This window comes from Streptomyces sp. NPDC060000, assembly GCF_042737375.1.
Lineage (GTDB): Bacteria > Actinomycetota > Actinomycetes > Streptomycetales > Streptomycetaceae > Streptomyces.
Genome location: NZ_JBHWUU010000040.1, coordinates 44620 through 67554 on the forward strand (window position 1 = coordinate 44620; position 22935 = coordinate 67554).

At 74.0% G+C, this 22935-nt stretch carries 17 protein-coding genes and 1 pseudogene; 10 read left to right on the forward strand and 8 right to left on the reverse strand.

Annotation, left to right across the window (positions count from 1 at the left end; all coding sequences use genetic code 11):
- Positions 1–75 precede the first annotated feature (75 nt).
- Positions 76–594: pseudogene (locus ACFWBB_RS21640) on the reverse strand (cupin domain-containing protein); the annotation flags it as partial.
- Between the two features lie 67 nt (positions 595–661).
- Entirely contained in the window at positions 662–1678 is a 1017-nt protein-coding gene (locus ACFWBB_RS21645; RefSeq protein ID WP_385274747.1) for a type III polyketide synthase, read from the reverse strand.
- A 522-nt stretch (positions 1679–2200) separates the two neighbouring features.
- Between ACFWBB_RS21645 and ACFWBB_RS21650 the strand changes: the two genes are divergently transcribed.
- Entirely contained in the window at positions 2201–3520 is a 1320-nt protein-coding gene (locus tag ACFWBB_RS21650; RefSeq protein WP_385274749.1) for a multidrug effflux MFS transporter, read from the forward strand.
- 629 nt (positions 3521–4149) lie between these two features.
- Here ACFWBB_RS21650 and pcaB read toward each other — a convergent pair.
- On the reverse strand, positions 4150–5589 hold the full coding sequence (gene pcaB / locus ACFWBB_RS21655; protein ID WP_385274752.1) for a 3-carboxy-cis,cis-muconate cycloisomerase: 1440 nt from the start codon (positions 5587–5589) through the stop codon (positions 4150–4152).
- Positions 5586–7583 (reverse strand): FAD/NAD(P)-binding protein, encoded by a 1998-nt coding sequence (locus ACFWBB_RS21660; protein WP_385274828.1) that lies wholly within the window; start codon positions 7581–7583, stop codon positions 5586–5588. Before ACFWBB_RS21660 ends, pcaB begins: the two co-directional genes overlap by 4 nt.
- 647 nt (positions 7584–8230) lie before the next feature.
- Here ACFWBB_RS21660 and ACFWBB_RS21665 point away from each other — a divergent pair.
- The 9 genes from ACFWBB_RS21665 to ACFWBB_RS21705 all read left to right on the forward strand — a co-directional run bounded on the left by ACFWBB_RS21665 (position 8231) and on the right by ACFWBB_RS21705 (position 16636).
- A complete protein-coding gene (locus ACFWBB_RS21665) occupies positions 8231–8620 on the forward strand; it encodes a hypothetical protein (protein WP_385274754.1) in 390 nt (129 codons plus the stop codon).
- Complete coding sequence (locus ACFWBB_RS21670) at positions 8617–8802, forward strand: hypothetical protein (protein ID WP_385274757.1); 186 nt, start codon at positions 8617–8619, stop codon at positions 8800–8802. The genes ACFWBB_RS21665 and ACFWBB_RS21670 overlap by 4 nt, the downstream gene beginning before the upstream one ends.
- A 226-nt stretch (positions 8803–9028) precedes the next feature.
- Positions 9029–10018, forward strand: a complete 990-nt coding sequence (gene mvk, locus ACFWBB_RS21675) for a mevalonate kinase (RefSeq protein ID WP_385274760.1) — start codon at positions 9029–9031, stop codon at positions 10016–10018.
- Positions 10008–11069 carry a diphosphomevalonate decarboxylase gene (gene mvaD, locus ACFWBB_RS21680; protein ID WP_385274763.1) on the forward strand — a complete coding sequence of 354 codons (1062 nt, stop codon included), beginning with the start codon at positions 10008–10010 and terminating at the stop codon, positions 11067–11069. Before mvk ends, mvaD begins: the two co-directional genes overlap by 11 nt.
- Positions 11066–12217, forward strand: coding sequence for a phosphomevalonate kinase (locus ACFWBB_RS21685; RefSeq protein WP_385274766.1), 1152 nt, complete (start codon positions 11066–11068; stop codon positions 12215–12217). Before mvaD ends, ACFWBB_RS21685 begins: the two co-directional genes overlap by 4 nt.
- Positions 12214–13305, forward strand: coding sequence for a type 2 isopentenyl-diphosphate Delta-isomerase (gene fni, locus ACFWBB_RS21690; protein ID WP_385274769.1), 1092 nt, complete (start codon positions 12214–12216; stop codon positions 13303–13305). The genes ACFWBB_RS21685 and fni overlap by 4 nt, the downstream gene beginning before the upstream one ends.
- Positions 13302–14363, forward strand: coding sequence for a hydroxymethylglutaryl-CoA reductase (locus ACFWBB_RS21695; protein WP_385274772.1), 1062 nt, complete (start codon positions 13302–13304; stop codon positions 14361–14363). The genes fni and ACFWBB_RS21695 overlap by 4 nt, the downstream gene beginning before the upstream one ends.
- Positions 14364–14366: 3 nt before the next feature.
- Positions 14367–15536, forward strand: a complete 1170-nt coding sequence (locus ACFWBB_RS21700) for a hydroxymethylglutaryl-CoA synthase (protein ID WP_385274775.1) — start codon at positions 14367–14369, stop codon at positions 15534–15536.
- A gap of 122 nt (positions 15537–15658) precedes the next feature.
- Positions 15659–16636: a 3-oxoacyl-ACP synthase III family protein gene (locus tag ACFWBB_RS21705; protein ID WP_385274778.1), complete on the forward strand. Its 978-nt coding sequence runs from the start codon at positions 15659–15661 to the stop codon at positions 16634–16636.
- Positions 16637–16646: 10 nt separating this feature from the next.
- Here ACFWBB_RS21705 and ACFWBB_RS21710 read toward each other — a convergent pair whose 3' ends face one another.
- The 4 genes from ACFWBB_RS21710 to ACFWBB_RS21725 all read right to left on the reverse strand — a co-directional run bounded on the left by ACFWBB_RS21710 (position 16647) and on the right by ACFWBB_RS21725 (position 22924).
- Entirely contained in the window at positions 16647–16958 is a 312-nt protein-coding gene (locus ACFWBB_RS21710; protein ID WP_385274781.1) for a DUF6059 family protein, read from the reverse strand.
- A gap of 265 nt (positions 16959–17223) precedes the next feature.
- Positions 17224–20916 carry a condensation domain-containing protein gene (locus ACFWBB_RS21715; protein WP_385274784.1) on the reverse strand — a complete coding sequence of 1231 codons (3693 nt, stop codon included), beginning with the start codon at positions 20914–20916 and terminating at the stop codon, positions 17224–17226.
- Between the two features lie 229 nt (positions 20917–21145).
- Positions 21146–22099: an aromatase/cyclase gene (locus ACFWBB_RS21720; protein ID WP_385274787.1), complete on the reverse strand. Its 954-nt coding sequence runs from the start codon at positions 22097–22099 to the stop codon at positions 21146–21148.
- An 84-nt stretch (positions 22100–22183) separates the two neighbouring features.
- Entirely contained in the window at positions 22184–22924 is a 741-nt protein-coding gene (locus ACFWBB_RS21725; RefSeq protein ID WP_385274790.1) for a thioesterase II family protein, read from the reverse strand.
- Between the last annotated feature and the right edge of the window lie 11 nt (positions 22925–22935).

A 22935-nucleotide genomic window follows, 5' to 3' on the forward strand; every position in this document is an offset into this window, starting at 1 on the left:
GGCCGCGGAGGAAGCCGGGGCTGCGGGGGGTGCGGAGTCCGCGGGGGAAGCGGGGGGTTCGGAGTCCGCGGGGGAAGCGGGGGGTTCGTAGCGCAGCGGTGTGAGCTGGCTGACGTCGTAGCGCCGGCGCATCTCCTGCACGGCGTCGGCATCCACCGAGGTGCCGGCCGACCAGATCTGCGCGATCTCCTCGAAGTAGCGCTCGTGCAGGGGCGAGGGGTAGCACTGGAAGAGCATGCGGGCGGGCTTGTCCGAGGCGTTCCTGAACGCGTGCGGCGTCCCGGGCGGAACGAACATGCTGGCGCCCGCCGTCGCCCGGACCGGCCGGTCGCCTTGCGGGGACTGCCATTCGTGCCAGGAGTCGCCGGTGCGCCGGTCCGGCTCGAAGGCCAGGAGCTGCAGTTCGCCCTCCAGGACGTAGAAGAACTCCTGCGAATCGGCGTGCACATGGGCTCCGACATCGAACCCGGGCGGCACGACCACCTCGAAGATCGAGATGGCGGAGCCGTGCGCCTCGGTGGCCTTGAAGGTCACTTCCTGCGCCTTGGTGATCAGTTTTCGCCCCTGGCCGGGCGGGAGGATGAGGCCAGTCATACGGTTCGGCTCCTTTGTCCGCGCGACATCTCGTTCAAGGGAGGGCGGTGACGGCTTGCCCGCGGTTTCAGGTGACGTCGAGGGGGGCGTCGACGCTCCAGCGGCCCAGTGCCATCTCCGCGGTGATGCCGGGACCGAATCCCGCGATCAGACCGGTGGCGTCGGGGGCCGGGGTGTCCTCTTCGAAGAGCCTGCGCGCGGCGTCGAGCACGACGGCGCTGGCGATGTTGCCGTACTCGGTCAGCGTCGCCCAGCTGTGGCGGAACACCTTGCGGTCGACCTCGAGGAACTTGGCGAGGTCGTCCAGGATCCGCGGGCCGCCGGCGTGCACGATGTAGAAGTCGAGGTTGCCGGCGTCCCAGCTGTGGTCCTTGGCGAACTCGCGCAGCACCGGGGCCAGCGGCTCCATCGTCCCCGGCACCCGGCGGTCGAGCTGGAAGTGGAAGCCGGTGTCGCGCACGGCGTAGGAGATCCAGTCCTCGGTGTTGGGGATGAGGTAGGAGGAGTTGCGCTCCAGCTCGATGCCGACGCCGCCGACGCCGCGCACCACGGCGGCCGCGACCGCGTCGCCGAACAGGCCGTCGGACAGCAGTGAGCCGATGTCGTCCGCGTCGGGCTGGTAGCACAGCGAGCACAGCTCGCAGGAGACGATCAGGACGTTGCTGCCCGGGTGGGCGGCGCAGAAGTCCTGGGCGCGGTTGATGGCCGCACCGCCCGCCGCGCAGCCCAGCTGCGCGATGGGTATCTGCCGGGTGTCGGACCTGAGTCCGAGCTTGTTGATGAGCCATGCGGTCAGCGACGGCATCGAGAAACCCGTGCAGGACACGTAGATGACCGCGTCGATGTCACGTACCGCCACTTCGGCGTTCCTCAGGGCCTGTTCGACGACCTCGGGGCACCGCTTCCTGGATTCGAGCTCGTAGATGCGGTTGCGTTCCGTCAGGCCCGGGTGGCGGAGCGTCTTCTCGATGGGCTGGACGATATGCCGCTTCAGGACACCCGTGTTCCGGATCAGCCGGAGTGCCAGCGGAAGCTGCGGCTTTCCCGCGTGGGCCGACTTGGCGAACTCCAGAGTCTCTTCCATTGTGATGACGTGTTCCGGCACACTCACCGCGGGCTTGCATAGCCTTGGCATACCTGGGGTCCACTTTCTCTAGAGTCTGCTTTCTGTACGTACGTGAGGAATCCGCGCACAACTGCAGAAGCCGACCTGGCCGGCACGGCGGACGCAGGTGGCGGTCACCCACCCGTGCGGGAGCGTCACCGCAGCGGGAAGCACCCCGCCATGCGGGGGAGGGAACGCGAAGAGGGGGACGCGTGCCGCGTCGGGCACGGAAGGGGTCTGATCCGACGGAGCGTCAGCTGACTCCGATGAAGCGCCCGAACGCCTGCCGTGCATCAACTTTCGGGCAGGGGTGGCGTGTTGAGATAGTGACACGGGTGCCGCCGCCCCGCCAAGGGCGGCCCGAAGTGACGTGGGTCACGTTGGGGTCGCGATGCGGGGGCGCAAGTCCGGCCCAGTGGTTCCCCACTGTTTCTGTAGGGCCCTGCTGCCACCATCGGTCGGCAGACCCAGCGGACCTGTACGACTGGACACGGAGGCGGCATGTCTCAGCGCATCGAGGAATCCGGCGCCAGTAGCGAGCGGTCACCAGGGCCGCGGCCGCCGGCGCGGGCCGGACACGATGCGGTCGACCGGGCGAAGGGGCTGCGCCGCACGGGGCTCCTGGTCACCCTCGTCCTCGGCGGGCTCGCCGCGGTGCCCCCGCTGTCGATGGACATGTACCTCCCGGCCCTGCCGGAGGTGACCCACTCGCTGAACTCGTCCGCCTCGACGGTGCAGTTGACGCTCAGCGCCTGCCTGACCGGTATGGCGCTCGGACAGCTCGTGGTCGGCCCGATGAGCGACCGGTGGGGCCGGCGCAGGCCGCTGCTGATCGGGCTGGTCGTCTACGTCGCCGCCGCCACGCTGTGCGCCTTCGCGCCCAGCGCCGGACTGCTGATCGCGCTGCGGCTGCTGCAGGGCCTGTCGGGCTCGGCGGGGATCGTCATCGCACGCGCTGTCGTACGCGACCTGTACGACGGGCTGCAGATGGCCCGGTTCTTCTCCACGCTGCTGCTGATATCCAGCGTCGCCCCGATCATCGCGCCCGTCCTGGGCGGCCAGGTGCTGCACTTCACCGACTGGCGGGGCATCTTCCTCCTGCTCGCCGCGATCGGCATCGCGCTCACCGTGCTCGTCTGGCGCCGGCTGCCCGAGACCCTCGACCCCCGGCGGCGGCAGAGCGGCGGGGTGCGCGGGGCGCTGTGGATCATGCGCGGGCTCCTGGCCGACCGGGTCTTCACCGGGTACACGCTGGTGAACGGCTTCGCCTACGGTGCGCTGTTCTCGTACATCGCCGCCTCACCGTTCGTCATCCAGGACATCTACGGGGCGTCCCCGCAGATGTTCTCCCTGCTCTTCGGCCTCAACTCGTTCGGTCTGATGGTCGTCGGCCAGATCAACGGCAAGATCCTCGTGGGCCGGGTCCGCCTGGACCGGGCGCTCGGCTGGGGGCTCGCCGTGATCGCCCTGGCCGGGGTGGTGCTGCTGGCGGTGACAGGCGGCGTCTTCGGCGACGCGGGCCCGGTTCCGGTCGCCGCCTGCCTCTTCGTGATGATCTCCGCGCTGGGCCTGGTCCTGCCCAACACCAACGCGCTCGCCCTGATGCGCGCCCCGCACGCCGCCGGTTCGGCCTCCGCGCTGGTGGGCACCTCGTGCTTCGTCATGGGGGCGATCGCCTCGTCGCTCGTCGGGATCGCCGGGAAGGACACGGCGGTGCCCATGGCCGCGGTCCAGCTGGGCAGCGCGCTGACCGCGCTCGTCTGCTTCGCGGGCGTGTGCCGCCCCTGGCGAAACCGGCCGGGGCAGAACGCGGAGCGCTGACGCGGCGACGCGGCGACGACGGCGGCACGGGTGGCCGCCCCGGCTCCCCCGTGCCGCCCGGCCCCGGCGCCTCGTGTCACCGGGCCGGGCAGTCCGCGGTCCGGCTCCCGCCGCCCGACAGGACGACGGCAACCGACACCCACGCGCCCGGCCGACGCGGGCCCGGCGGGCGCGGACCCAGTCAACCTGGGCCCGGCGCAGACCTGTCCGGCGCGGGATCAGCCAACCAGGGCACGGCACAGACTCGTTCGGCGCAGGCCCCATCAACCCGGGCCCGGCGCGGGCCCGCCCGGCACAGGCCCGGTCAACCCGGGCCCGGCACAAGCCCGCCCGGCGCAGCCCTTCGACGCAGACCCGGCGCAAGCCCGCACGGCACAGGCCCGGTCAACCCGGGCCCGGCGCGGACCCGGCGGGCGCGGACCCAGTCAACCCGGTCCCGGCGCAGACCTGTCCGGCGCGGGATCAGCCAACCAGGGCACAGCACAGACTCGTTCGACGCAGACCCCATCAACCCAGGCCCGGCACAAGCCCGCACGGCACAGGCCCCTTCGACGCAGACCCGGCGCAAGCCCGCACGGCACAGGCCCGGTCAACCCGGGCCCGGCGCAAGCCTGTCCGGCACAGGTGGGTCACGGCTGCGGGGGCCGGGCGGGGGCCGGTGCGGCGAGCGCCCGGTCGACCAGTGGGCCGGCGGCGCCGGTGTACCCGGCCGGGTCGAGCAGCGCGGCCGCCTCCTTCCGGTCCAGCACGCCTGCGAGCGCGGGGAGTTCGGCCAGGATGTCGGCCAGTGGCCGGCCGGAGGCGGCCGCGAGCTGTGCCGCCCGGGTGAGCAGTTCTCTGGCGGCGGTCTTGCCCAGGCGTGGTGCCAGGACCGCCGAGACCCGCTCGGAGACGAGCGCTCCCCCGGTCGCCTCGAGGTTGGCGCGCATCCGGTCGGCGTGGACGACGAGCCCCCGGGTGAGTTCGACGGCCGTGTGGGCGGCGCCGCCGGTGAGCCGCAGGCATTCGCGCAGCGGCTGCCATTCGGCGTGCCACACCCCGGCCGGGCGTTCGTCCTCGGCGATCATGCACTGGTGCAGTACGGCGGTCAGGGCGGGCACCTGGAGGGCGGCCGAGCGGATCAGGGTCGCGAGGACGGGGTTGCGCTTGTGCGGCATGGCCGACGAGGCGCCCCGGCCGGCGAGCGCGGGTTCGGCGGCCTCGGCCACCTCGGTGCGGGTGAGCACGAGCACGTCCGCGGCGATCTTGCCGAGGGCCCCGGCCGTGTGGGCGAGGCCGGCCGCCAGGTCGGCGACGGGGGTGCGCAGGGCGTGCCAGGGCAGTACCGGTACGGCCAGGCCCGTCTCGGCGGCGAAGGCGGCGCCGAGCTCGTCGAGCAGGGCGGCGGGATCGGTGCCCTCGCCCGCGTACTGCAGATAGCCGGCCAGTGTTCCGGCGGCGCCGCCGAGCGCCACCGGAAGCCCGTCGCGGGCGGTCCGCTCCAGGCGTTCGGCGGCGTCGAGGACCAGCGCGCGCCATCCGGCGGCCTTGAGCCCGAACGTCGTGGGCACGGCGTGCAGGGTGAGGGTGCGGCCCGCCATCACCGTGTCGCGGTGTTCGGCGGCGAGGCCGCCCAGCGCGGCGGCCACGTCGCGCAGGTCGGCGATGATCAGGCGCAGCGTCCGCGCGGCCACCAGCATGGCGCCGGTGTCGAAGACGTCCTGGCTGGTCGAGCCGCGGTGGACGTACTCGGCGGCCTGCGGGTCGCGTTCGGCGACCAGCGCGGTCAGCGCGTTGACCAGGCCGACGACCGGGTTGGCGGTCTCGCGCGCGGCCAGCGCCAGTTCGCGTACGTCCAGCAGGTCGGCGCGGGCGGCGGCCGTGATGGCCGCGGCCGCGTCGGCGGGCACCGTGCCGCAGCGGGCCTGGGCGCGGGCCAGGCCCGCCTCGGCATCGAGCATCGCCTGCAGCCATGCGCGGTCGCCCACGGCCGCCTCGGCGGGGGTGCCCGCCCTGACCGGTGAGAGCAGTCCGGTGTCCAGGTGGGCGGGCAGCGCCCCGGCCGGTGCTTCTTCGGGCGGGTTGCTCATGCGCCGGCCTTCGTGTTCGGGGGCGGGAGCGCGGCGGGCGCCGTGCGGCCGGTGGGGCCGGTGTCCGGCCGGGCCGGCCCGGGCGGGGGCAGGGCCAGGACGGCCGCGGCGATGGCGTCGGAGTCCTCGAGGGTGACCGAGCCGACGCCGGGTCTGATGCCGGCGGCGGTCACCCAGTGCACGGATTCGGTGGGCACCCCGTAGGCGAAGCGCCGCGGGTGGGGTACGCCCTGGGCGTCGATGAGGTGGAAGGGCCGCTCGGTCACGGCGAGGCCGCCGGTCTCGTAGGACGTGCCGTCCTCGCCGGGGATGCGGTACGTACGGCACTGTCCGGTGCGCAGCAGCTGGTTCATCAGGGGGTCCGCGGTGCGCCGCAGGTCGGTTTCGGGCAGGCGGGCCTCGATGAGTGCCGTGGCCCGCACCCGTGCGTCGGGTATCTCGCTGGACGTGGCGGTGAAGCAGGGTCCGAGGGGGTCGTGGGCGTCGGCACGGACGTGCAGGCCGGGGCCGGTCACGTCGAGGACGCCCGCCTCGATGAGTGCGGCCATCTCCTCGATGCGGGACGCCGGGGGTCCGATGGACAGGTAGGCGTTGAGCGGGGTGTACCAGCGCTCGAGGTCGTCGCGGTGGGAGGCGGCCGTCAGGCCGGCGTGGTCGACGGCGAGCCGCAGTTCGTTGCGCAGGTCGCGCAGGACGTCGAGGGCGGCCTTGACGGGGCCGTCGACGTTGCCCTGGCGGGCCAGGCGGACATCGTCGTCGAGGTGGCCGCGCAGCCAGCGGCGGAAGGCGGCCAGGTCGCGCAGGACGCGGGGGCCGTAGGGGCGGGCGATGCGCTCCCAGTCCCAGCGTTCGGCCTGCTGGATCCCGGTGTCGTCCAGGAGGCGGTCCTCGGCCCGTCCCGGTTCGGCGTGCAGGTAGTCCTCGATGAACTCCTCGACGGTGGAGGTGGTTTCGCCGCGTGCCGTGAGCAGGGCGGCGTAGTACACGCCGCACACCTCCTTGGAGACGAGCGGCCACAGGTCGGCGGCGAAGTCGATGGCTCCGCGGTGGGGGTTCCGGGCGCGCAGCGCCGCGATGTATCCGGCGGTCAGCAGCCGGGGGGTGTGGCGTCCGTGGGGGCCCTTCTGGTTCTCGCCGCGCGCCTGGTAGGGCACACCGCGCCGGGATCCCGCGTACAGGCGCGGTTCGCGGCCCGAGGGTTGGTAGACCAGCCGGCCGTCGACGCGGGTGAAGAGGCCGCCGCGGCCGTGGGTGAACAGTGCCAGGTAGTCGAAGAAGTTGAGGCCGAGTCCGCGCACCAGCACGTTGCGGCCGGGGCCGATGCCCGACAGGTCCACGTCGGCCGGGTTGGCGGGGGGCAGGTAGGTCAGCCCGTGCCGGGCGGCGAACGCGGTCAGTTCCCGTTCCGTCTCGGTGGCTCGGGCCGGTACGTGGCCCTGGGCGAGGACGACCGCGGACAGGCCGGCCAGCCGGGTACCGTCCTCGAGCACGACGGTCTGCGACCGTGCGTGTCCGGCGCCGTGGTCGTGCAGGGCGACGGCCCGTACGGAGTGCGTGCGCACCCTCACATGTGCGGGTGCGTCCGCGACGACCTGCTGGAAGACCCAGGTCAGATAGCAGCCGTAGAGCGCGCGGGTGGGGTAGCTGTCGGGTCCCAGCCGGCGCGCCTCGGCGATGATCTGCGCGTCGTGGGCCGTTGAGGCGGGCTCGAGAGTGGCCGACTCCAGTGCCCTGGCCCACTGGTACAGGCTCGGCCCCTCCGCCAGCGGGCCCTCGATGCGCACGCTGGCGTCGGTGTAGAGCGTGACCTGGGAGGCGACGGTGTTCATCAGCAGGTGCCTGGACTGCGCGGGGCGCCACACCCGTCCCGGGCCGGGCGGGTCCGGGTCGACGACGTGCACCGTGACGGCGTCCCAGCGGGGCGACTTGCGCTCCTGCGCGCAGAGCCGTTCCAGTACGGAAAGGCCCCGGGGTCCGGCGCCGACGAGGCACATCTCCAGGCTGGCCGCCGCGCCGCCTCCGGCGGGCGGGGCGGGGTGCGTGATGTCCGGGCCCGGCGGGGCCGGGTCGCCCGGGGGAAACTGAACGGCCGCCGCCAGGGGCGGCCCTGCGGTGAGTACGACGCCGGCTGAGCGTTCGCCTCGGTGTGTGGTGTCCACAGCGCCTCCTTCCGCCGCAACCGTCGGTGCAGGCGCTCAACCCGAGCTCGGATCCAGCTGGAAGCCGGCTCGAGAAATGCCGCCGAGTGATTCCCGAACGGGGCTTGAGAGGGACTCCACCGCTCGTCCGTACGTTCTCCTCAAACGCACCCCGACTCGTTGTTCGGGAGGAACTCATCGGCAGACCAGGAACGGACCGCGGAATTCCCCTACGGATCTGAAATGAAGGAGACTCGATGCAGGTTCACTCATGCCCCAGATGCCACACCGAGGGTGTCCGCACCGCCGCCGATTCCCTCCTGTGTGCCGCCTGTCTGCGGCAGGTGGAGCGTCATCTGCGCGCCCTTCCGTATCTCTACCAGGAATGCCTGAACCAGGTGTCGCCGGCATCCAGGCGAACGAACCCGACAAAGGTTTCGGGGAGTCGCCGCAATGACTTCCTCGACATATCCGTGCTCGACAGCAGGCACCACATTGTCGCGGTGCTGGAGTCATGGTCGGAGATCGTCCTGGAGAAGCTCGGGACCGCGGCGCCGGACCGCACCGCCGCGCACTTGGCGCGGTTCCTGGTCCGGCATCTGAGGTGGCTCACCGCGCAGCCCCCGGCCGCCGAGTTCGCGGAGGAGATCGAGAGCATCACCGCTGAACTGCGCCGCATAGTCGACCCCGACCCGGGCCGGCTCCAGACGCTCATCAGGAAGTGCGTCATGGACGGCTGCACCGGGACGATCAGTGCCGCCCCGCAGCACCGGACGGCGAAGAACACGGTGGGCGGCGGCATCAGCTGCTCGGCCGGACATTCCTGGGAATCGCACGAGCTGCTCACTCTGAGGCGGCTCATGGAGCGGCAGCGAAAGGGTGTCGGCGCATGAGCAGACCACCGCGCCACAGGCTTGTCCCCACGAATGTGGCGGCACTCGCCGTGGGAGTGACCGAGGCGACCATCCGGAAATGGGTGAGCCGCGGGAAGATAACCCGTTACGGCGCGCCGGGACGGCGCTCGGAGTTCGACATCGAGGAACTCACGGAAATCGCTCTGCAGCGTCAGCTCTGAGCAGCGCCGGCTCTGGGCTGTACCGGGCCGTTTGGTGAAGGGGTCCCGGCCGTCGGGTCTTGGCCCGTGGGTTCCTGGCCGTGGGTTCTTGGCCGTCGGGTCTCGGCCGAAGAGCGTGCTGTCCGAAAGTCCGTGCTCCGTCATGACGATTGCGATCTCGATGCATAAACGACAAGGGGAGCTGAGTGCCTTGACTCTGCCGGCCTCAGTGGAGGAGGTACCGGGGGTGCCGGGAGTACCGGACGAACACCTGGCCGGCCCGGTCGGTACCGGTCGCGCCCACGCCAAGGCCATCGTGCTCGGCGAGCACGCGGTCGTCTACGGGGCTCCGGCGCTCGCTCTTCCGGTGCCGCAGCTGACGGTGACGGCGAGCGCCGGATGGTCCTCGCCCGCCGCCGACGGCGGGGGCGGCCTGTCCTTGACGATGCCGGGCTCCGCGTCGAGGGCGGTCGTGGCCCAGGCCTCGCACAGTCTGCGCCGGCTCACCGCTGCGTTCCGGGCGCGCATGGGCATCAGCGGCGGCCGGCACCTGGACGTGGTCCTGGACGGTGCGATCCCGCCGGGCCGGGGACTGGGCTCGAGCGCGGCGAACTCGCGCGCCGCCGTCCTGGCCCTGGCCGACCTGTTCGGGCGGGAACTGAGCGAGAGCACGGCCTTCGAGCTGGTGCAGACGGCCGAGAACATGACGCACGGCCGGGCCAGCGGCGTCGACGCCATGACCGTCGGCGCGTCGGCCCCGCTGCTGTTCCGTGCGGGCGGGGCCCGGCACCTGGACATCGGCTGCGAGGAGCTGTTCATCGTCGCCGACAGCGGCACCGCGGGCAGCACCAAGGAAGCGGTCGAGCTGCTGCGCGCGGGCTTCGAGCGGCAGGCCGGCGCGCAGGAGCGTTTCGTGCGCCGCGCGACCCGGCTCGTCGAGGAGGCCCGGCAGGCGCTCGCCGACGGCAGGCCCGAGGAGCTCGGCTCGCACCTGACGGACTACCACGAGCTGCTGCGGGCCGCGGGGCTGAGCACCGCCCGGATCGACGCGCTGGTCGAGGCGGCGCTCGCGGCGGGCGCGCTGGGGGCCAAGATCACCGGTGGCGGCCTGGGCGGCTGTGTCCTGGCGCTGGCCCGGCCCGAGGGCGCCGGGCAGGTCATCCGGCGGCTGCGCGAGGCGGGCGCCGTGCAGACCTGGGTGGTACCGCTGACGGGGGCCGGCAGCCATGAGCGGTGAACACCCGGCCACCGGGACGCGGCCGCGCGTGCGGGACGCGGCGGGCGGTGCGAGCGCCGTGGCGCACCCCAACATCGCGCTGATCAAGTACTGGGGCAAGCGCGACGAGCGGCTGCTGCTGCCCTGGACCGACAGCCTGTCGATGACCCTGGACATCTTCCCCACGACCACCCGTGTGCGGCTCGCGGCCTCGGCCGGGCGCGACGAGGTCCTGCTCGACGGTGTGCCCGCGCGGGGCGAGGCGCGGCGGCGCGTCGTGGCCTTCCTCGACCTGGTGCGCGAGCGGGCCGGGCTGTCGCGGCGGGCCGTCGTGGACAGCGTCAACACCGTTCCCACCGGGGCGGGTCTGGCATCCTCCGCCAGCGGGTTCGCCGCCCTCGCGGTCGCCGCGGCCGCCGCGTACGGGCTCGGTCTCGACGCCACCGGGCTGTCCCGGCTGGCGCGGCGCGGATCGGGTTCGGCGTCGCGGTCCGTCTTCGGCGGCTTCGCCGCCTGGTACGCGGGCCCGTCCGCGGGCCCGGACCGGGAGGCGGACCTGGCCTCCTTCGCCGAGCCGGTGCCCGCGGGCGGGCTCGACCCGGCGCTGGTCATCGCGGTGGTCGACGCGGGGCCCAAGGCCGTCTCCAGCCGCGAGGCGATGCGCCGCACCGTCGCCACCTCCCCGCTGTACCGGCCGTGGGCCGACTCCAGCGGGGACGACCTGGCGCAGATGCGGGCCGCGCTGCTGCGCGGCGACCTGGAGGCGGTGGGCGAGATCGCGGAGCGCAACGCGCTGGGTATGCACGCCACGATGCTGGCGGCGCGCCCCGCGGTGCGCTATCTGTCGCCGGCCACGCTGAGCGTCCTGGACGGCGTGCTGCAGCTCAGGCGGGACGGGGTGGCGGCCTACGCGACCATGGACGCCGGGCCGAACGTGAAGGTGCTCTGCCGTCGCGCGGACGCGCACCGGGTGGCCGATGCGGTGCGGGCCGCCGCCGCGCAGGGCGCCGTGCACATCGCCCGTCCGGGGCCGGGCGCCCGTCTGCTGGGCGAGGGCGAGGACGGGCGATGAGCCGTCAGCCGTCCGGGCCGGCCGTGGTCCGGCGCGCGCCGGGCAAGCTGTTCGTGGCGGGCGAGTACGCGGTGGTGGAGCCCGGCAACCCGGCGATCCTGGTGGCGGTCGACCGCCATGTCAGCGTCACCGTGTCCGCTTCCGGCGCGCCCGGCGTCGTGATCTCCTCCGACCTCGGCCCGCGGCCGGTGCGCCTGCGCTGGTGCGCGGGCCGGCTCACCGGGGACGGCACGCACGGCGCGGGGCAGCCGTCCGGCCGGCCGGTGCACGTGGTGTCGGCGATCGAGACCGTGGCGGAGCTGCTGGCCGAACACGGCCTGCCCGTCCCGGGGCTGGACGTGTCGATCCGCAGCGAGCTGCACGAGGGCGGGCGGAAGTTCGGCCTGGGTTCCAGCGGCGCGGTGACCGTGGCGGGTGTGGCGGCCGTGGCGGCGCTGTGCGGCCTGGAGCTGCCGGCCCGGGAGCGGTTCCGGCTGGCGCTGCTGGCCACCGCCCGGATCGACCCCCTGGCTTCCGGGGGTGATCTCGCGGCCGGCGTCTGGGGCGGCTGGATCGCCTACCAGGCGCCAGACCGGGCCTTCGTGCTCGGTCTGGCCCGCCGCCGGGGGATCCGGGAGGCGCTGCGCGCCCCCTGGCCGGGCTTCGCGGTCCGCCGGCTGCCGCCGCCCGACGGCCTGAGTCTGGAGGTCGGCTGGACCGGGAAGCCGGCCTCCACCGGCTCCCTCGTCTCCGGCCTGCACCGGCGTGACTGGCGGGGCACCGCCTCGCACCAGAAGTTCGTTCAGACCACCACCGACATCGTGCGCGCCGCGGCCGGCGCGCTCGAGGCCGGCCACGGCCCGGACCTGATGCACCAGATCCGGCGGGCGCGCCAGGAGCTGGCCCGTCTTGACGACGAGATCGGCCTCGGCGTGTTCACCGCCGAGCTGACGGCGCTGTGCGAGGCCGCCGAGTGCGTCGGCGGCGCGGCCAAGCCGTCGGGGGCGGGGGGCGGCGACTGCGGCATCGCCCTGCTGGACGCCGCGGCACCGCAGGACATCGCATACGTACGGCGGCGGTGGGCCGCGGCCGGGGTGCTGCCCCTGCCGGTCCGTGCCTCCGTGGAAGCCGTGGAAGCCGTGGAAGCCGTGGAAGGGATCGGGCGATGAGCGCTCAGCGCAAGGACGACCACGTCCGGCTCGCCATGGAGCAGCAGCAGGCGCGCAGCGGACACAACCAGTTCGACGAGGTGTCGTTCGTCCACCACGCCCTGGCCGGCATCGACCGGCCGCAGGTGTCCCTGGCCACGTCCTTCGCCGGCCTCACCTGGCGGGCGCCGCTCTACATCAACGCGATGACCGGAGGCAGCGCCAAAACCGGTGTCATCAACCGGGACCTGGCGGTCGCGGCCCGCGAGACCGGGGTGGCCATCGCGTCGGGCTCCATGCACGCCTACTTCAAGGACCCCTCGTGCGCGGGCACGTTCGCCGTCCTGCGCCGGGAGAACCCCGACGGGTTCGTGATGGCGAACGTCAACGCGACGGCGTCGGTCGACAACGCCCGGCGCGCCATCGATCTGCTGCGGGCCGACGCCCTGCAGATCCACCTCAACACGGCGCAGGAGACGCCCATGCCGGAGGGCGACCGCTCGTTCGGCTCCTGGGGCCCGCAGATCGAGCGGATCGCGGCGGCCGTCTGCGTCCCCGTCATCGTCAAGGAGGTCGGCAACGGGCTGAGCCGGCAGACCGTCCTGGCGCTGCGGGAGCTGGGGGTGCGGGTGGCCGATCTCAGCGGCCGCGGCGGCACGGACTTCGCCCGCATCGAGAACGGCCGGCGTGAACTCGCCGACTACGCGTTCCTGCACGGCTGGGGGCAGTCCACCGCCGCCTGTCTGCTGGACGCGCAGGACGTCGGCCTGCCCGTGCTCGCCTCCGGCGGTGTCCGCGATCCGCTCGACGTCGCCCGCGCCCTCGCGCTCGGCGCCCGGGCCGTCGGAGTGTCCGGGGGGTTCCTCGCCACCCTGCTCGACGGCGGTGTGCCGGCGCTGGTGGCGCGGATCTCGGCGTGGCTCGAGCAGCTGGCGGCCCTGCAGACCATGCTCGGCGCGCGCACCCCCGCCGACCTCACCCGCTGCGACCTGCTGATCCACGGCAGCCTTCGTTCCTTCTGCGCCGACCGGAGCATCGACACACGTCGCCTCGCCCAGCGTTCCGGCTCCGTCGCCGCCCTCCACGAGATGACGGGAAGCACACGATGACTGACACACACGCGACAGCCGGGGTCCCGATGAGGTGGGTGGGCCCCCTGCGCGTATCGGGGAACGTCGCCACCACCGAGACCCCTGTGCCGCTGGCCACCTACGAGTCGCCGCTGTGGCCCTCCGTGGGCCGCGGCGCGAAGGTCTCCATGCTGGCCGAGCAGGGCATCGTCGCCACCCTCGTCGACGAGCGGATGACGCGTTCGGTGCTCGTGGAGGCCACGGACGCGGGGACCGCCCACGCGGCGGCGCGGACCATCCACGCGCGCATCGACGAGCTGCGCGCCGTGGTGCGCACCTGCAGCCGGTTCGCCGAGCTGATCGGGATCCGGCACGAGATCACCGCCAATCTGCTGTTCGTCCGCTTCGAGTTCAGCACCGGCGACGCCTCCGGCCACAACATGGCCACCCTCGCCTCCGACGCGCTGCTCAAACACCTGCTGGGCACGGTCGCGGGCATCTCCTACGGGTCGATCTCGGGGAACTACTGCACCGACAAGAAGGCCACCGCCGTCAACGGCATCCTGGGACGCGGCAAGAACGTGGTCACGGAACTGCTCGTGCCGCGTGAGGTGGTCGAATCCGTCCTGCACACGACGGCCGCCAAGGTCGTCGAACTGAACGTGCGCAAGAACCTGCTCGGGACCCTGCTCGCCGGCGGCATCCGCTCGGCCAACGCCCACTACGCGAACATGCTGCTCGCCTTCTATCTGGCGACGGGCCAGGACGCGGCCAACATCGTCGAGGGCTCCCAGGGCGTGACGATGGCCGAGGACCGCGGCGGCGACCTGTACTTCTCCTGCACCCTGCCGAACCTGATCGTGGGCACCGTCGGCAACGGCAAGGGCCTGGGGTTCGTGGAGACCAGTCTGACCCGGCTGGGCTGCCGGGCCGACCGCGCGCCCGGGCACAACGCGCGCCGGCTCGCCGTCATCGCGGCGGCGACCGTGCTGTGCGGTGAGCTCTCGCTGCTGGCGGCCCAGACCAACCCGGGTGAACTCATGCGCGCGCACGTCCAACTCGAACGCGACCACACGACCGCGAAGGTGGGTGCATAGAGCATGTCCCTCTCCATCGGAATACACGACCTGTCGTTCGCGACAGCCGAGTTCGTCCTGCCGCACACGGCGCTGGCCGGCCACAACGGCACCGAGATCGGCAAATACCATGTGGGCATCGGCCAGGAGTCGATGAGTGTCCCCGCCGCCGACGAGGACATCGTGACCCTGGGCGCGGCGGCCGCCGCGCCGATCGTCGCCCGGCACGGCAGCGACCTGATCCGCACCGTCGTGTTCGCGACGGAGTCGTCGATCGACCAGGCCAAGTCGGCGGGTGTGTACGTCCATTCCCTGCTGGGGCTGCCGTCGGCGACCCGGGTCGTCGAGCTCAAGCAGGCCTGCTACGGGGCGACGGCGGCCCTGCAGTTCGCCGTCGGCCTGGTGCATCGTGACCCGGCACAGCAGGTCCTGGTGGTCGCGAGCGACGTCTCCAAGTACGAGCTGGACAGCCCGGGCGAGGCGACACAGGGCGCGGCGGCGGTGGCGATGCTGGTCGGCGTGGATCCCGCCCTGGTGCGTGTCGAGGACCCCTCCGGCCTCTTCACCGCCGACGTCATGGACTTCTGGCGGCCCAACTACCGCGACGCGGCGCTGGTCGACGGGCAGGAGTCGATCAACGCGTATCTGCAGGCGGCCGAAGGCGTCTGGAAGGACTACACGGAGCAGGGCGGTCACCCGCTCTCGGAGTTCGCCGCGTTCTGCTATCACCAGCCGTTCACGAAGATGGCCTACAAGGCGCACCGCCACCTGCTGAACTACTGCGGGCACGGCGCCGGCCCGGACGACATCGCGCGCGCCGTCGGGCAGACCACGGCCTACAACACCGTGATCGGCAACAGCTACACCGCGTCCGTCTACCTGGGCCTTGCCTCGTTGCTCGACCACGCGGACGACCTGTCCGGGCGGCCCGTCGGCTTCCTCAGCTACGGCTCCGGCAGCGTCGCGGAGTTCTTCGCCGGGACCGTGGTGGCCGGCTACCGCGGGCACCTGCGTACGCAGGCGCACCGCGAGGCGATCGCCCGGCGCAGGCCGGTCGACTACGCCGGCTACCGCGCCCTGCACGAACGGTCGTTGCCCACGGACGGCGGCGAGCACCCGACCCCGGAGCAGACGACCGGGCCGTTCCGGCTGGCCGGGCTCAGCGGCCACAAGCGCATCTACCAGCGGCGCTAGCGCAGCCCTCGCGTGCGCGTACCCGCGTGCCGCGCCGACGGGGCGGCCGCGGGTTCGCGCCGCGGCCGCGCGTCTTCGATCCCTGCCCCGCCCGACGGCGGGGATTCTTCTGGAGGTTCGCGATGAGCGAGGTCAGGATTCTTGGTACGGGTGCCTACGTGCCGCAGCGGGTCGTCTCCAACGACGAAGCCGGCGCGGCTGCCGGGGTCGACGACGCCTGGATCACCGCCAAGACAGCGATCAGGCAGCGGCGTTGGGCCGCCCCCGGGGAGGCGACGTCGGACCTGGCCGCGGCCGCGGGGCGGGCCGCGCTGCGCTCGGCCGGCATCACCGCCGGGCAGCTGTCGGTGATCGCGGTCGCCACCTCCACCCCGGACCGGCCGCAGCCGCCCACGGCGGCCTACGTACAGCACCACCTGGGGGCGTCGGGCACCGCGGCGTTCGACGTCAACGCGGTGTGTTCCGGCACCGTGTTCGCGCTGTCCGCGGTCGGCGGCGTCCTCACGCACCGCGGCGGCCACGCGCTGATCATCGGCGCGGACGTGTACTCGCGGATCCTGAACCCGGCCGACCGCAAGACGGTCGTGCTGTTCGGGGACGGCGCCGGCGCGATGGTCGTGGGCCCGGCGGGCCGGGGCCCGCTCGTGCGGCATGTCGCGCTGCACACGTTCGGTGAGCTCTCGGGCCTGATCCAGGTGCCCGCGGGCGGCAGCCGGCTGCCCGTCGACCGGGCGGGCCTGGACGCCGGCCTGCAGTACTTCGCGATGGACGGGCGCGAGGTGCGCCGCTTCGTCGTGGAGCGGCTGCCGCAGCTGGTCAAGGGGTTCCTGCACGAGGCCGGTGTCGGGCCCGAGGAGATCGGCCACTTCATTCCGCACCAGGCCAACGGCGTCATGCTCGACTCCGTCGTCGAGGACCTGGCGCTGCCCCGTGCCACCATGCACCGGACGCTGACGCACTACGGCAACACGGGAGCCGCGTCCATCCCGATCACCCTGGACGCGGCCGCCCGCGCGGGCGCCTTCCGCCCCGGCGAGCTGCTCCTGCTGGCCGGCTTCGGCGGCGGCATGGCGGCGAGTTTCGCCCTGGTCGAGTGGTGAGCGGCAGCGGTCAGCGGCCGCCGAAGGCACGCCGTGGGGTGTCGTGGGCCGGCCACAGCTCCCGGTCCAGGCGCCGTTCCTGCGCGGTGAGCGCGAGGTCCGGGCGCAGCCGCTCCGGGTGGCCGGGCGGCGGTCCGCAGGGCTCCGGCTCGTGGCGCGCGAACAGGTCGTGGGGATCCAGGTCCTGAACGGGCGCGTAGAGCGCGTAGTAGTGCACCAAGGGGTCGCTCTGGACGGCTCCCAGAGTCACCAGGGACCGCCACAGCGGGCGCAGGCAGCGGGCCGTCAGCGCCCTGCGGCCGCTGTGCAACAACCTTCTCATGTCCGCCCTTTCGCAGGTCCGCGTGCGATTGTCTGCACAGATTGGCAAGATCCACTCGGGAGCCGGTCGAGGACGATCACCGGCCGGCCGGACCCGCACGCGGTACGCGGCCGGTGGCGCCGGCCGCGACCCGTGGTGCCCACTCAGCTCTGCGCCCGGCAGGCGGTCTGGAGGGCGCAGGCCAGGTCGCGGGCCCGGTCCCGCGTGTCCGGGGCCCCACGCGGGGCGCGGCCGACGCGGCCGGCCGGGACGTGCGGTGCCCGGCTCAGGGCTGCGGCCGGCAGGCGGTCTGGAGGGCGTGGGCCAGGTCGCGGGCCCGGTCCCATGCGTCGGGGGCCGCGCCGGTGAGCACTATCCGGGGCGGGCGGCCGCCGTCCGCGGCGATGCGCCGGGCGAGGTCGCAGGCGGGCACGCCGGCCCCGGAGAATCCGCCGAGGAGCAGGGGCCGGCCGGCGGCGCGCACGGCACGGGCGGCCCCGGTGCCGTCGGCGCCGTGGGTGAGCACCAGCAGTTCCTGGGGGCCCGGGTAGGTGTGGGCCAGCAGGTCGTAGCAGGTCGCGGACGCGCCCGGCGGCGGGATCAGGCAGATCGTGCCGGCCCGGTCCTGGCGCGCCGCGCGCAGGGTGAGCAGCGGGGCGGCCCGCTCCGTCCCGGCGGTTGCGGCCATGTCCGGTACGGCGCTGCCCTCGAGCAGGGCGAGGGCCTCGGCCACGGTGGTGGACCCGCCCGCCGACAGGGGCAGTTCACACAGCAGCAGAGCGCATTGTGCCAGCAGCTGGGCCGCCGCCTCCTCGCCGAGCAGGGCCCGGTCGTGCACCCCGGTCAGGACCAGGGCGCCCGAGCTGTCGTGATGGGCGAGCAGTGCGACGGGCGGCGCGGAGCGGGCGGGCAGGGTGCCGGGGAACTCGGCCTGGATGCCGTGGGCGGCGAGTTCGTCGCTGAGGCCTTCCACGGGATGCGGCGGGTCCTCGAAGACGAGGACCGTGCCGGCGGGGTCGGCGCCCTGGCCGCCGCCCCAGTCGCGGATCCACTGGGCGGGCAGCCATTCGTAGGCGGCCATGTCCAGGGCGCGGTCGCGCAGGTGCCGCAGCAGGCGGGGCACGGTGTCCGCCGGGTCGACGTCGACGGTCAGGGGCAGCGGGTTGCGCAGCGGCCCCGGCATCCGCGCCGCGCCGTCGAGCGCTATGCCGCGCCCCGAGACGGTCACCGCGAAGCAGACCGGGGCGGGGCCTCTCGCGCCGGAGGCCCGGTACAGGAGCATGGCCCAGACGGCCTGCAGCACGCTGCTCTCGGCGATGCCCCAGGTGCCCGCCCAGTGCGCGAGGCGGGCGGTGTCCGCGGCGTCGAGGCTCAGCCGCGCGCGGCCGGTGCCGGTCGTGCCGGTGGGTCCGGCGGGCCGGCCGGGCCGGGACGCCGCGCCGTCGGGCGGCGCCATGCGCCGCCACAGTCCCCGGGCGGGCTCGAGGTCCTGGGCCGCGATCCAGGCGGTGTAGTCGCGCAGGTCGGGGCGGCGTCCGCCGCCGGGCAGGGTGCCGCCCGCGAGGTAGGCGCGGTAGAACTCGCGCAGCAGCAGGTGTGCGCTCCAGCTGTCGAGCAGGGCCCGGTGGTAGGTGAGCAGGATCCGGGTGGGGGCGGCGGGGCCGGCGGGCGGGGCCGGCGGGGTGTCGAGGAGGGTCAGGCGCAGCGCTCCGGGGCGGCGCAGGTCGAAGCCGCGCAGCCGGTCGCGTTCCAGGAACGCGGACCAGCCGCGGTCGCCGCAGGCATGGCGGGTGATCTCGGGCGCCACCCGTTCGTGCACCACGAGCAGCGGCCGGCTGCCGCCGGTGAACGCGGTGCGCAGCACCGTCTCGCAGTCGGACACCGACTGCCAGGCCGCCTGGAAGCGTTCGGCGTCCAGGGGGCCGTGCCACACCCAGACGAGCTGCTCGACGTGGTGGCCGGTGCCGGGCTGTGCGTCACCGCCGGTGTACAGGGCCCGCTGCTGAACGGTGGGCCGGAAGCCGGAGGCAGAAGCGGAGGGCACGGGAGCAGACGAGGCGGGAGCGGAAGGCGCGGGAGCGGAGGAGGCGGGAGCGGAGGAGGCGGGAGCGGAGGAGGCGGGGGGCAGGTCGGCCAGCTCTGCCAGCAGGTCGCGCAGCAGCCGCTCGAGGACGGCGACGGAGGCGCCGGTGACGCCTTCGGCGGCGTCGGCCGCCCAGTCGAGGCCGATGTGCAGTCTGCCGTCGGCGATCCGGGCCCGTACCTCGACCGGGTACCGGGCCCGGCCCGGGACGCCGGTGTCCGCGGGCCCGGCGGAGCCGGGAAGCGGTCCGGTGGAGCCGGGAAGCCGTCCGGTGGAGCCGGGAAGCCGTTCGGTGGAGCCGGGAAGCGGTCCGGCGGAGCCGGGAAGCCGTTCGGCGGAGCCGGGAAGCCGTTCGGCGGAGCCGGGAAGCGGTCCGGCGGAGCCGGGAAGCCGTTCGGCGGAGCCGGGAAGCGGTCCGGCGGAGCCGGGAAGCCGTTCGGCGGAGCCGGGAAGCGGTCCGGTGGAGCCGGGAAGCCGTTCGGCGGAGCCGGGAAGCGGTCCGGTGGAGCCGGGAAGCCGTTCGGTGGAGCTGTGCAGGATCAGACAGGTCTGGGCGGGCGGCAGTTCGCGCAGGTCGCGGCGGAGCAGCGGGTCGGGGCTCCATGCGCGGCAGGCTCCGAAGCCGGCGCCGCCCGCGGCCCGCCCCGCGCAGGCCGTCAGGGCCCCGGCCAGGGCGCCGATCCGGCCGGGGAGGTCCAGGCCCTGGTCCGGGGCGAGGTGCACGGGGTAGGGGTCGGTGAGCCGGCCCACCTGGTGTCGCAGGCCCCGGTGGCCGGGCCGGGGGTCGGCCCAGACGTCGAAGGTGACCTCGCCGCAGTCGTGCCAGCGGGCGAGGGCCAGGGCGAACGCCGCGGTCAGCACCTGTCCGGCAGTCAGTGCGAGCCGCCGGGCCAGGCCCCGGGTGATGCGCTCGGTCGGCCTGGGGGCCAGGACGAATCCGCTGTGCCCGGCTTCGTCCGGGCCGTGGTGGCGCCCGCCGGGCGCGCGGGCGGAGCGTACGCCGGCCGTGCGGGGTCTGCGTGCGGCGACGTCGCTCCAGTGCCGGGCCTCGTCGGGTTCGCGGGCCACCTGGCGTAGTTCGCCGATCCACTCGGCCAGGCCGTCGGGGAGGCGGCGTGGCCGGGCCGGGGCGCCGGCGGCGGCCGTGTCGAGGGCGGCCGTCAGGTCGCCGAGCAGGATGTGCCAGGACCCGGCGTCCACGGCGAGTTCGTGGACGAGCAGGGCGAGCCGGTCGCCGTGCGGGCCGGCCGCACGGCGGTCCCGGGCGAGCAGGGCGAGCAGCTGGACGCCGGTGCGGGCGTCGAGGGTGCGGCCGGTGGCGGCCAGTGCCTCGGTGAAGCCGGCCTCGTCGGTGAACTCGCCTTCCACCAGGGGATCCTGGCCCGCGTCGGCCGCCGGGTCGCCGGCGGTTGCGGCCGCGGTCAGCCAGGCGCCCCTGCTGTCGAGCCGGGAGCGCAGCTGGGGGTGGGCGGCCACGAGGGTGCGCAGCGCCTGACGCAGCACGCCGGCGTCGAGCGGGGCCCGCGGCTCGATGACCACCGTCTCGTAGCGCTGCTCCCCCGTGCGGGCGAGGGCCGCGTGCTGGGCGGGAGTCAGCGGGCGGCGGGTGACGGGCGGTTCGGTGAGCAGGTCGGCGACGCGGCCGGAGACGCGGGTGCCGGACGTGCCGCGTGCCGCGGACAGCCGCAGGGTGTGGTGGTCGGGGGCGTGCCGCAGCAGCCGGTGCTGTACGGCGGTGCGGCCCGGGCCGGCGTACGTGAGCTCGCCCAGGATCTTCTCCAGGGCGACGGCGTCGAGCGCTCCGTGCAGTTCGAGGGGCCACGGGGCCGGGTACGGCGCGGACCCGGGTTCGACGACCACGAAGACCGGCGGGTGCGGGGAGCGGTGAACGGTCATGGTGTGCGGGGTGTGCGGTCCGCTGCGGGTGGCCGGGTCCCCCTCAACGCTCCTCTCCGCTCTCTGTGGGACTGGCTGTGCTCGTCCGGCGGTCCCTGGGCGGTCCGTGCCGGCAGGGGCCGGGCTGGGCACGCTAGTGGCTGAACGCTCCGGCGTCCGGTTTCCCGAGCGGGTGTGCAGCGCTTCCCGAGCGCGGGCGGCGCGGGCGCCGGGGGCGGGCCGGGTGTGGTCACAGCATGCGCACGGCGCTCTGGGCGTGCTGCCTGGCCAGGGTGAGCAGGGCGCGGGTGCCGGCGCCGAGGGTGCGGCGCGCCTGCCGGCGGGCGTGGGCGAGGCCCTCCCGCCGGCCGGGCCCGGTGGGGAGGTTCTCCTCGCGCAGCACGACGGTGTGCTGGGCGGTCACGGTCACGCCCGTCTCGTCGGGGACGACGGACCATTCACCGGTGTGGGCCGCCAGCGCCGCGGGGGGCACCGTCTGCTTGTAGACGATGCGGCCCGCGTGCGGGAAGCAGATCCGCACCGATTCGGTGGTCTGCGCGCCGTGCCCGGTGAGCGTCTGCAGGCTCAGGTGCTGCACTCCGGGGGCGTCCTCGGTGAGGTCGGCCCGGGTGATGTGGGGTACCGATCCGGGCCAGTCCGCGGCCCGGTAGAGGAAGTCGTAGACCAGCTCCGGCGGGCCGTTGACGCGGATGGACTCCTCGAAGGCCAGCGTCAGTTCGTCCAGCCGTGTCCAGTGTTCGGCGAGGCGTTTGAGGTCGGCGAGGTGGATGCGGCTGTTGCGGTCGGCGGCCTGCTGTGCCCATGCCCGGTCGTGGGGCAGGTCATCGACGACGCTGAAGGCGTAGCGCAGTTCCGCCTCGCTGGCGTGCGTTCCCTGGTCGTGGACGGTCAGGACGCCGGTCATGGAGGCCAGCGGGGCGGCGGGCGGTTCCTGCCGGTGGTCGATGCGGCGCCGTACGGGGTCCAGGTGGCGGTGCAGTATGCATGCTTTCAGCCGGCCGTCCATGAGGGACCACATCCGCAGCCGTTCTCTTTCACCGTCGAACTCCAGGCGTTCCACATGGATGTTCTCGGAGAAATACAGCGGCCATTTCTCCGCGTCGGCGATCAGTGTGTAGACCACCCCCGCGGGAGCGGCCACCCGCACGTTGTGCGTCGTCCACTGGGCAGGCTCGGCAGACATCTGCTCACCCTTCTCTTCGCACCACGCCGGCGGGGTTCGGGAGAGATATCCGGACGGCGGGAATTCGGGGGCACGCACCGGGGCTCAGCCGACCGGCGCGGGCCGGCGGGCGAGGCGGCCGGTGATCCGGCAGGCCCGTCCCAGGAGCCGGGGCAGTTCACGGCCGTGTACGAAGAAGTGCCGGCCCGGGACGGTGCGCAGCCAGGTGGGGCCCTGGGTCCACCGGTGCCAGCCGTCGGCGATCGCGGGCGGCGCCAGCGGGTTGCCCTGTGAGGCGACGACGAGCAGCGGGGTGGTCAGCGGGCCTGCCGTGAGCGGCTGCTGGGCCGCCCGCTGCAGGGACTGCTCGAGTTTCAGGTCGGCGCGGAGCACCGGCAGGGTGGCCCGCAGCCAGATCCCTTCGTCGCTGTGCGGCGGGACGGCGCCGCGGCCGCCCAGGACGTCCAGCAGTTCGGCGTCCGTCGCGCGCCGGGCGTCGGGCAGTGCGTGGGGCGGGTGGGGCGGCGGGCAGGCGCCGACGGCCAGGAGTGCGGGGCCGGGCAGGCCGGCCTCGTGCAGGGCGCGCGTCGCGGCGAGGGCGACCATCGCCCCCAGGCCGTGTCCGTACAGGGCGTACGGGGCGCGCTGTTCGCCGGTGAGCCGGGGCAGCACCGCGGCGAGCAGGGCCTGGTGGGTGGTCGCCCGGGGTGCGTGCCGCAGCCGGCCGTGGCCCGGCAGGAACACCGGGACGGGCTCGACGCCGGCGCCGACGTGCGCCGCCCAGTGGTCGAAGGCCCCACCGGAGTGCGCGAAACAGTAGAGCCGCACGGGCTGTTGGTCCGCCATGGCATCCTCCT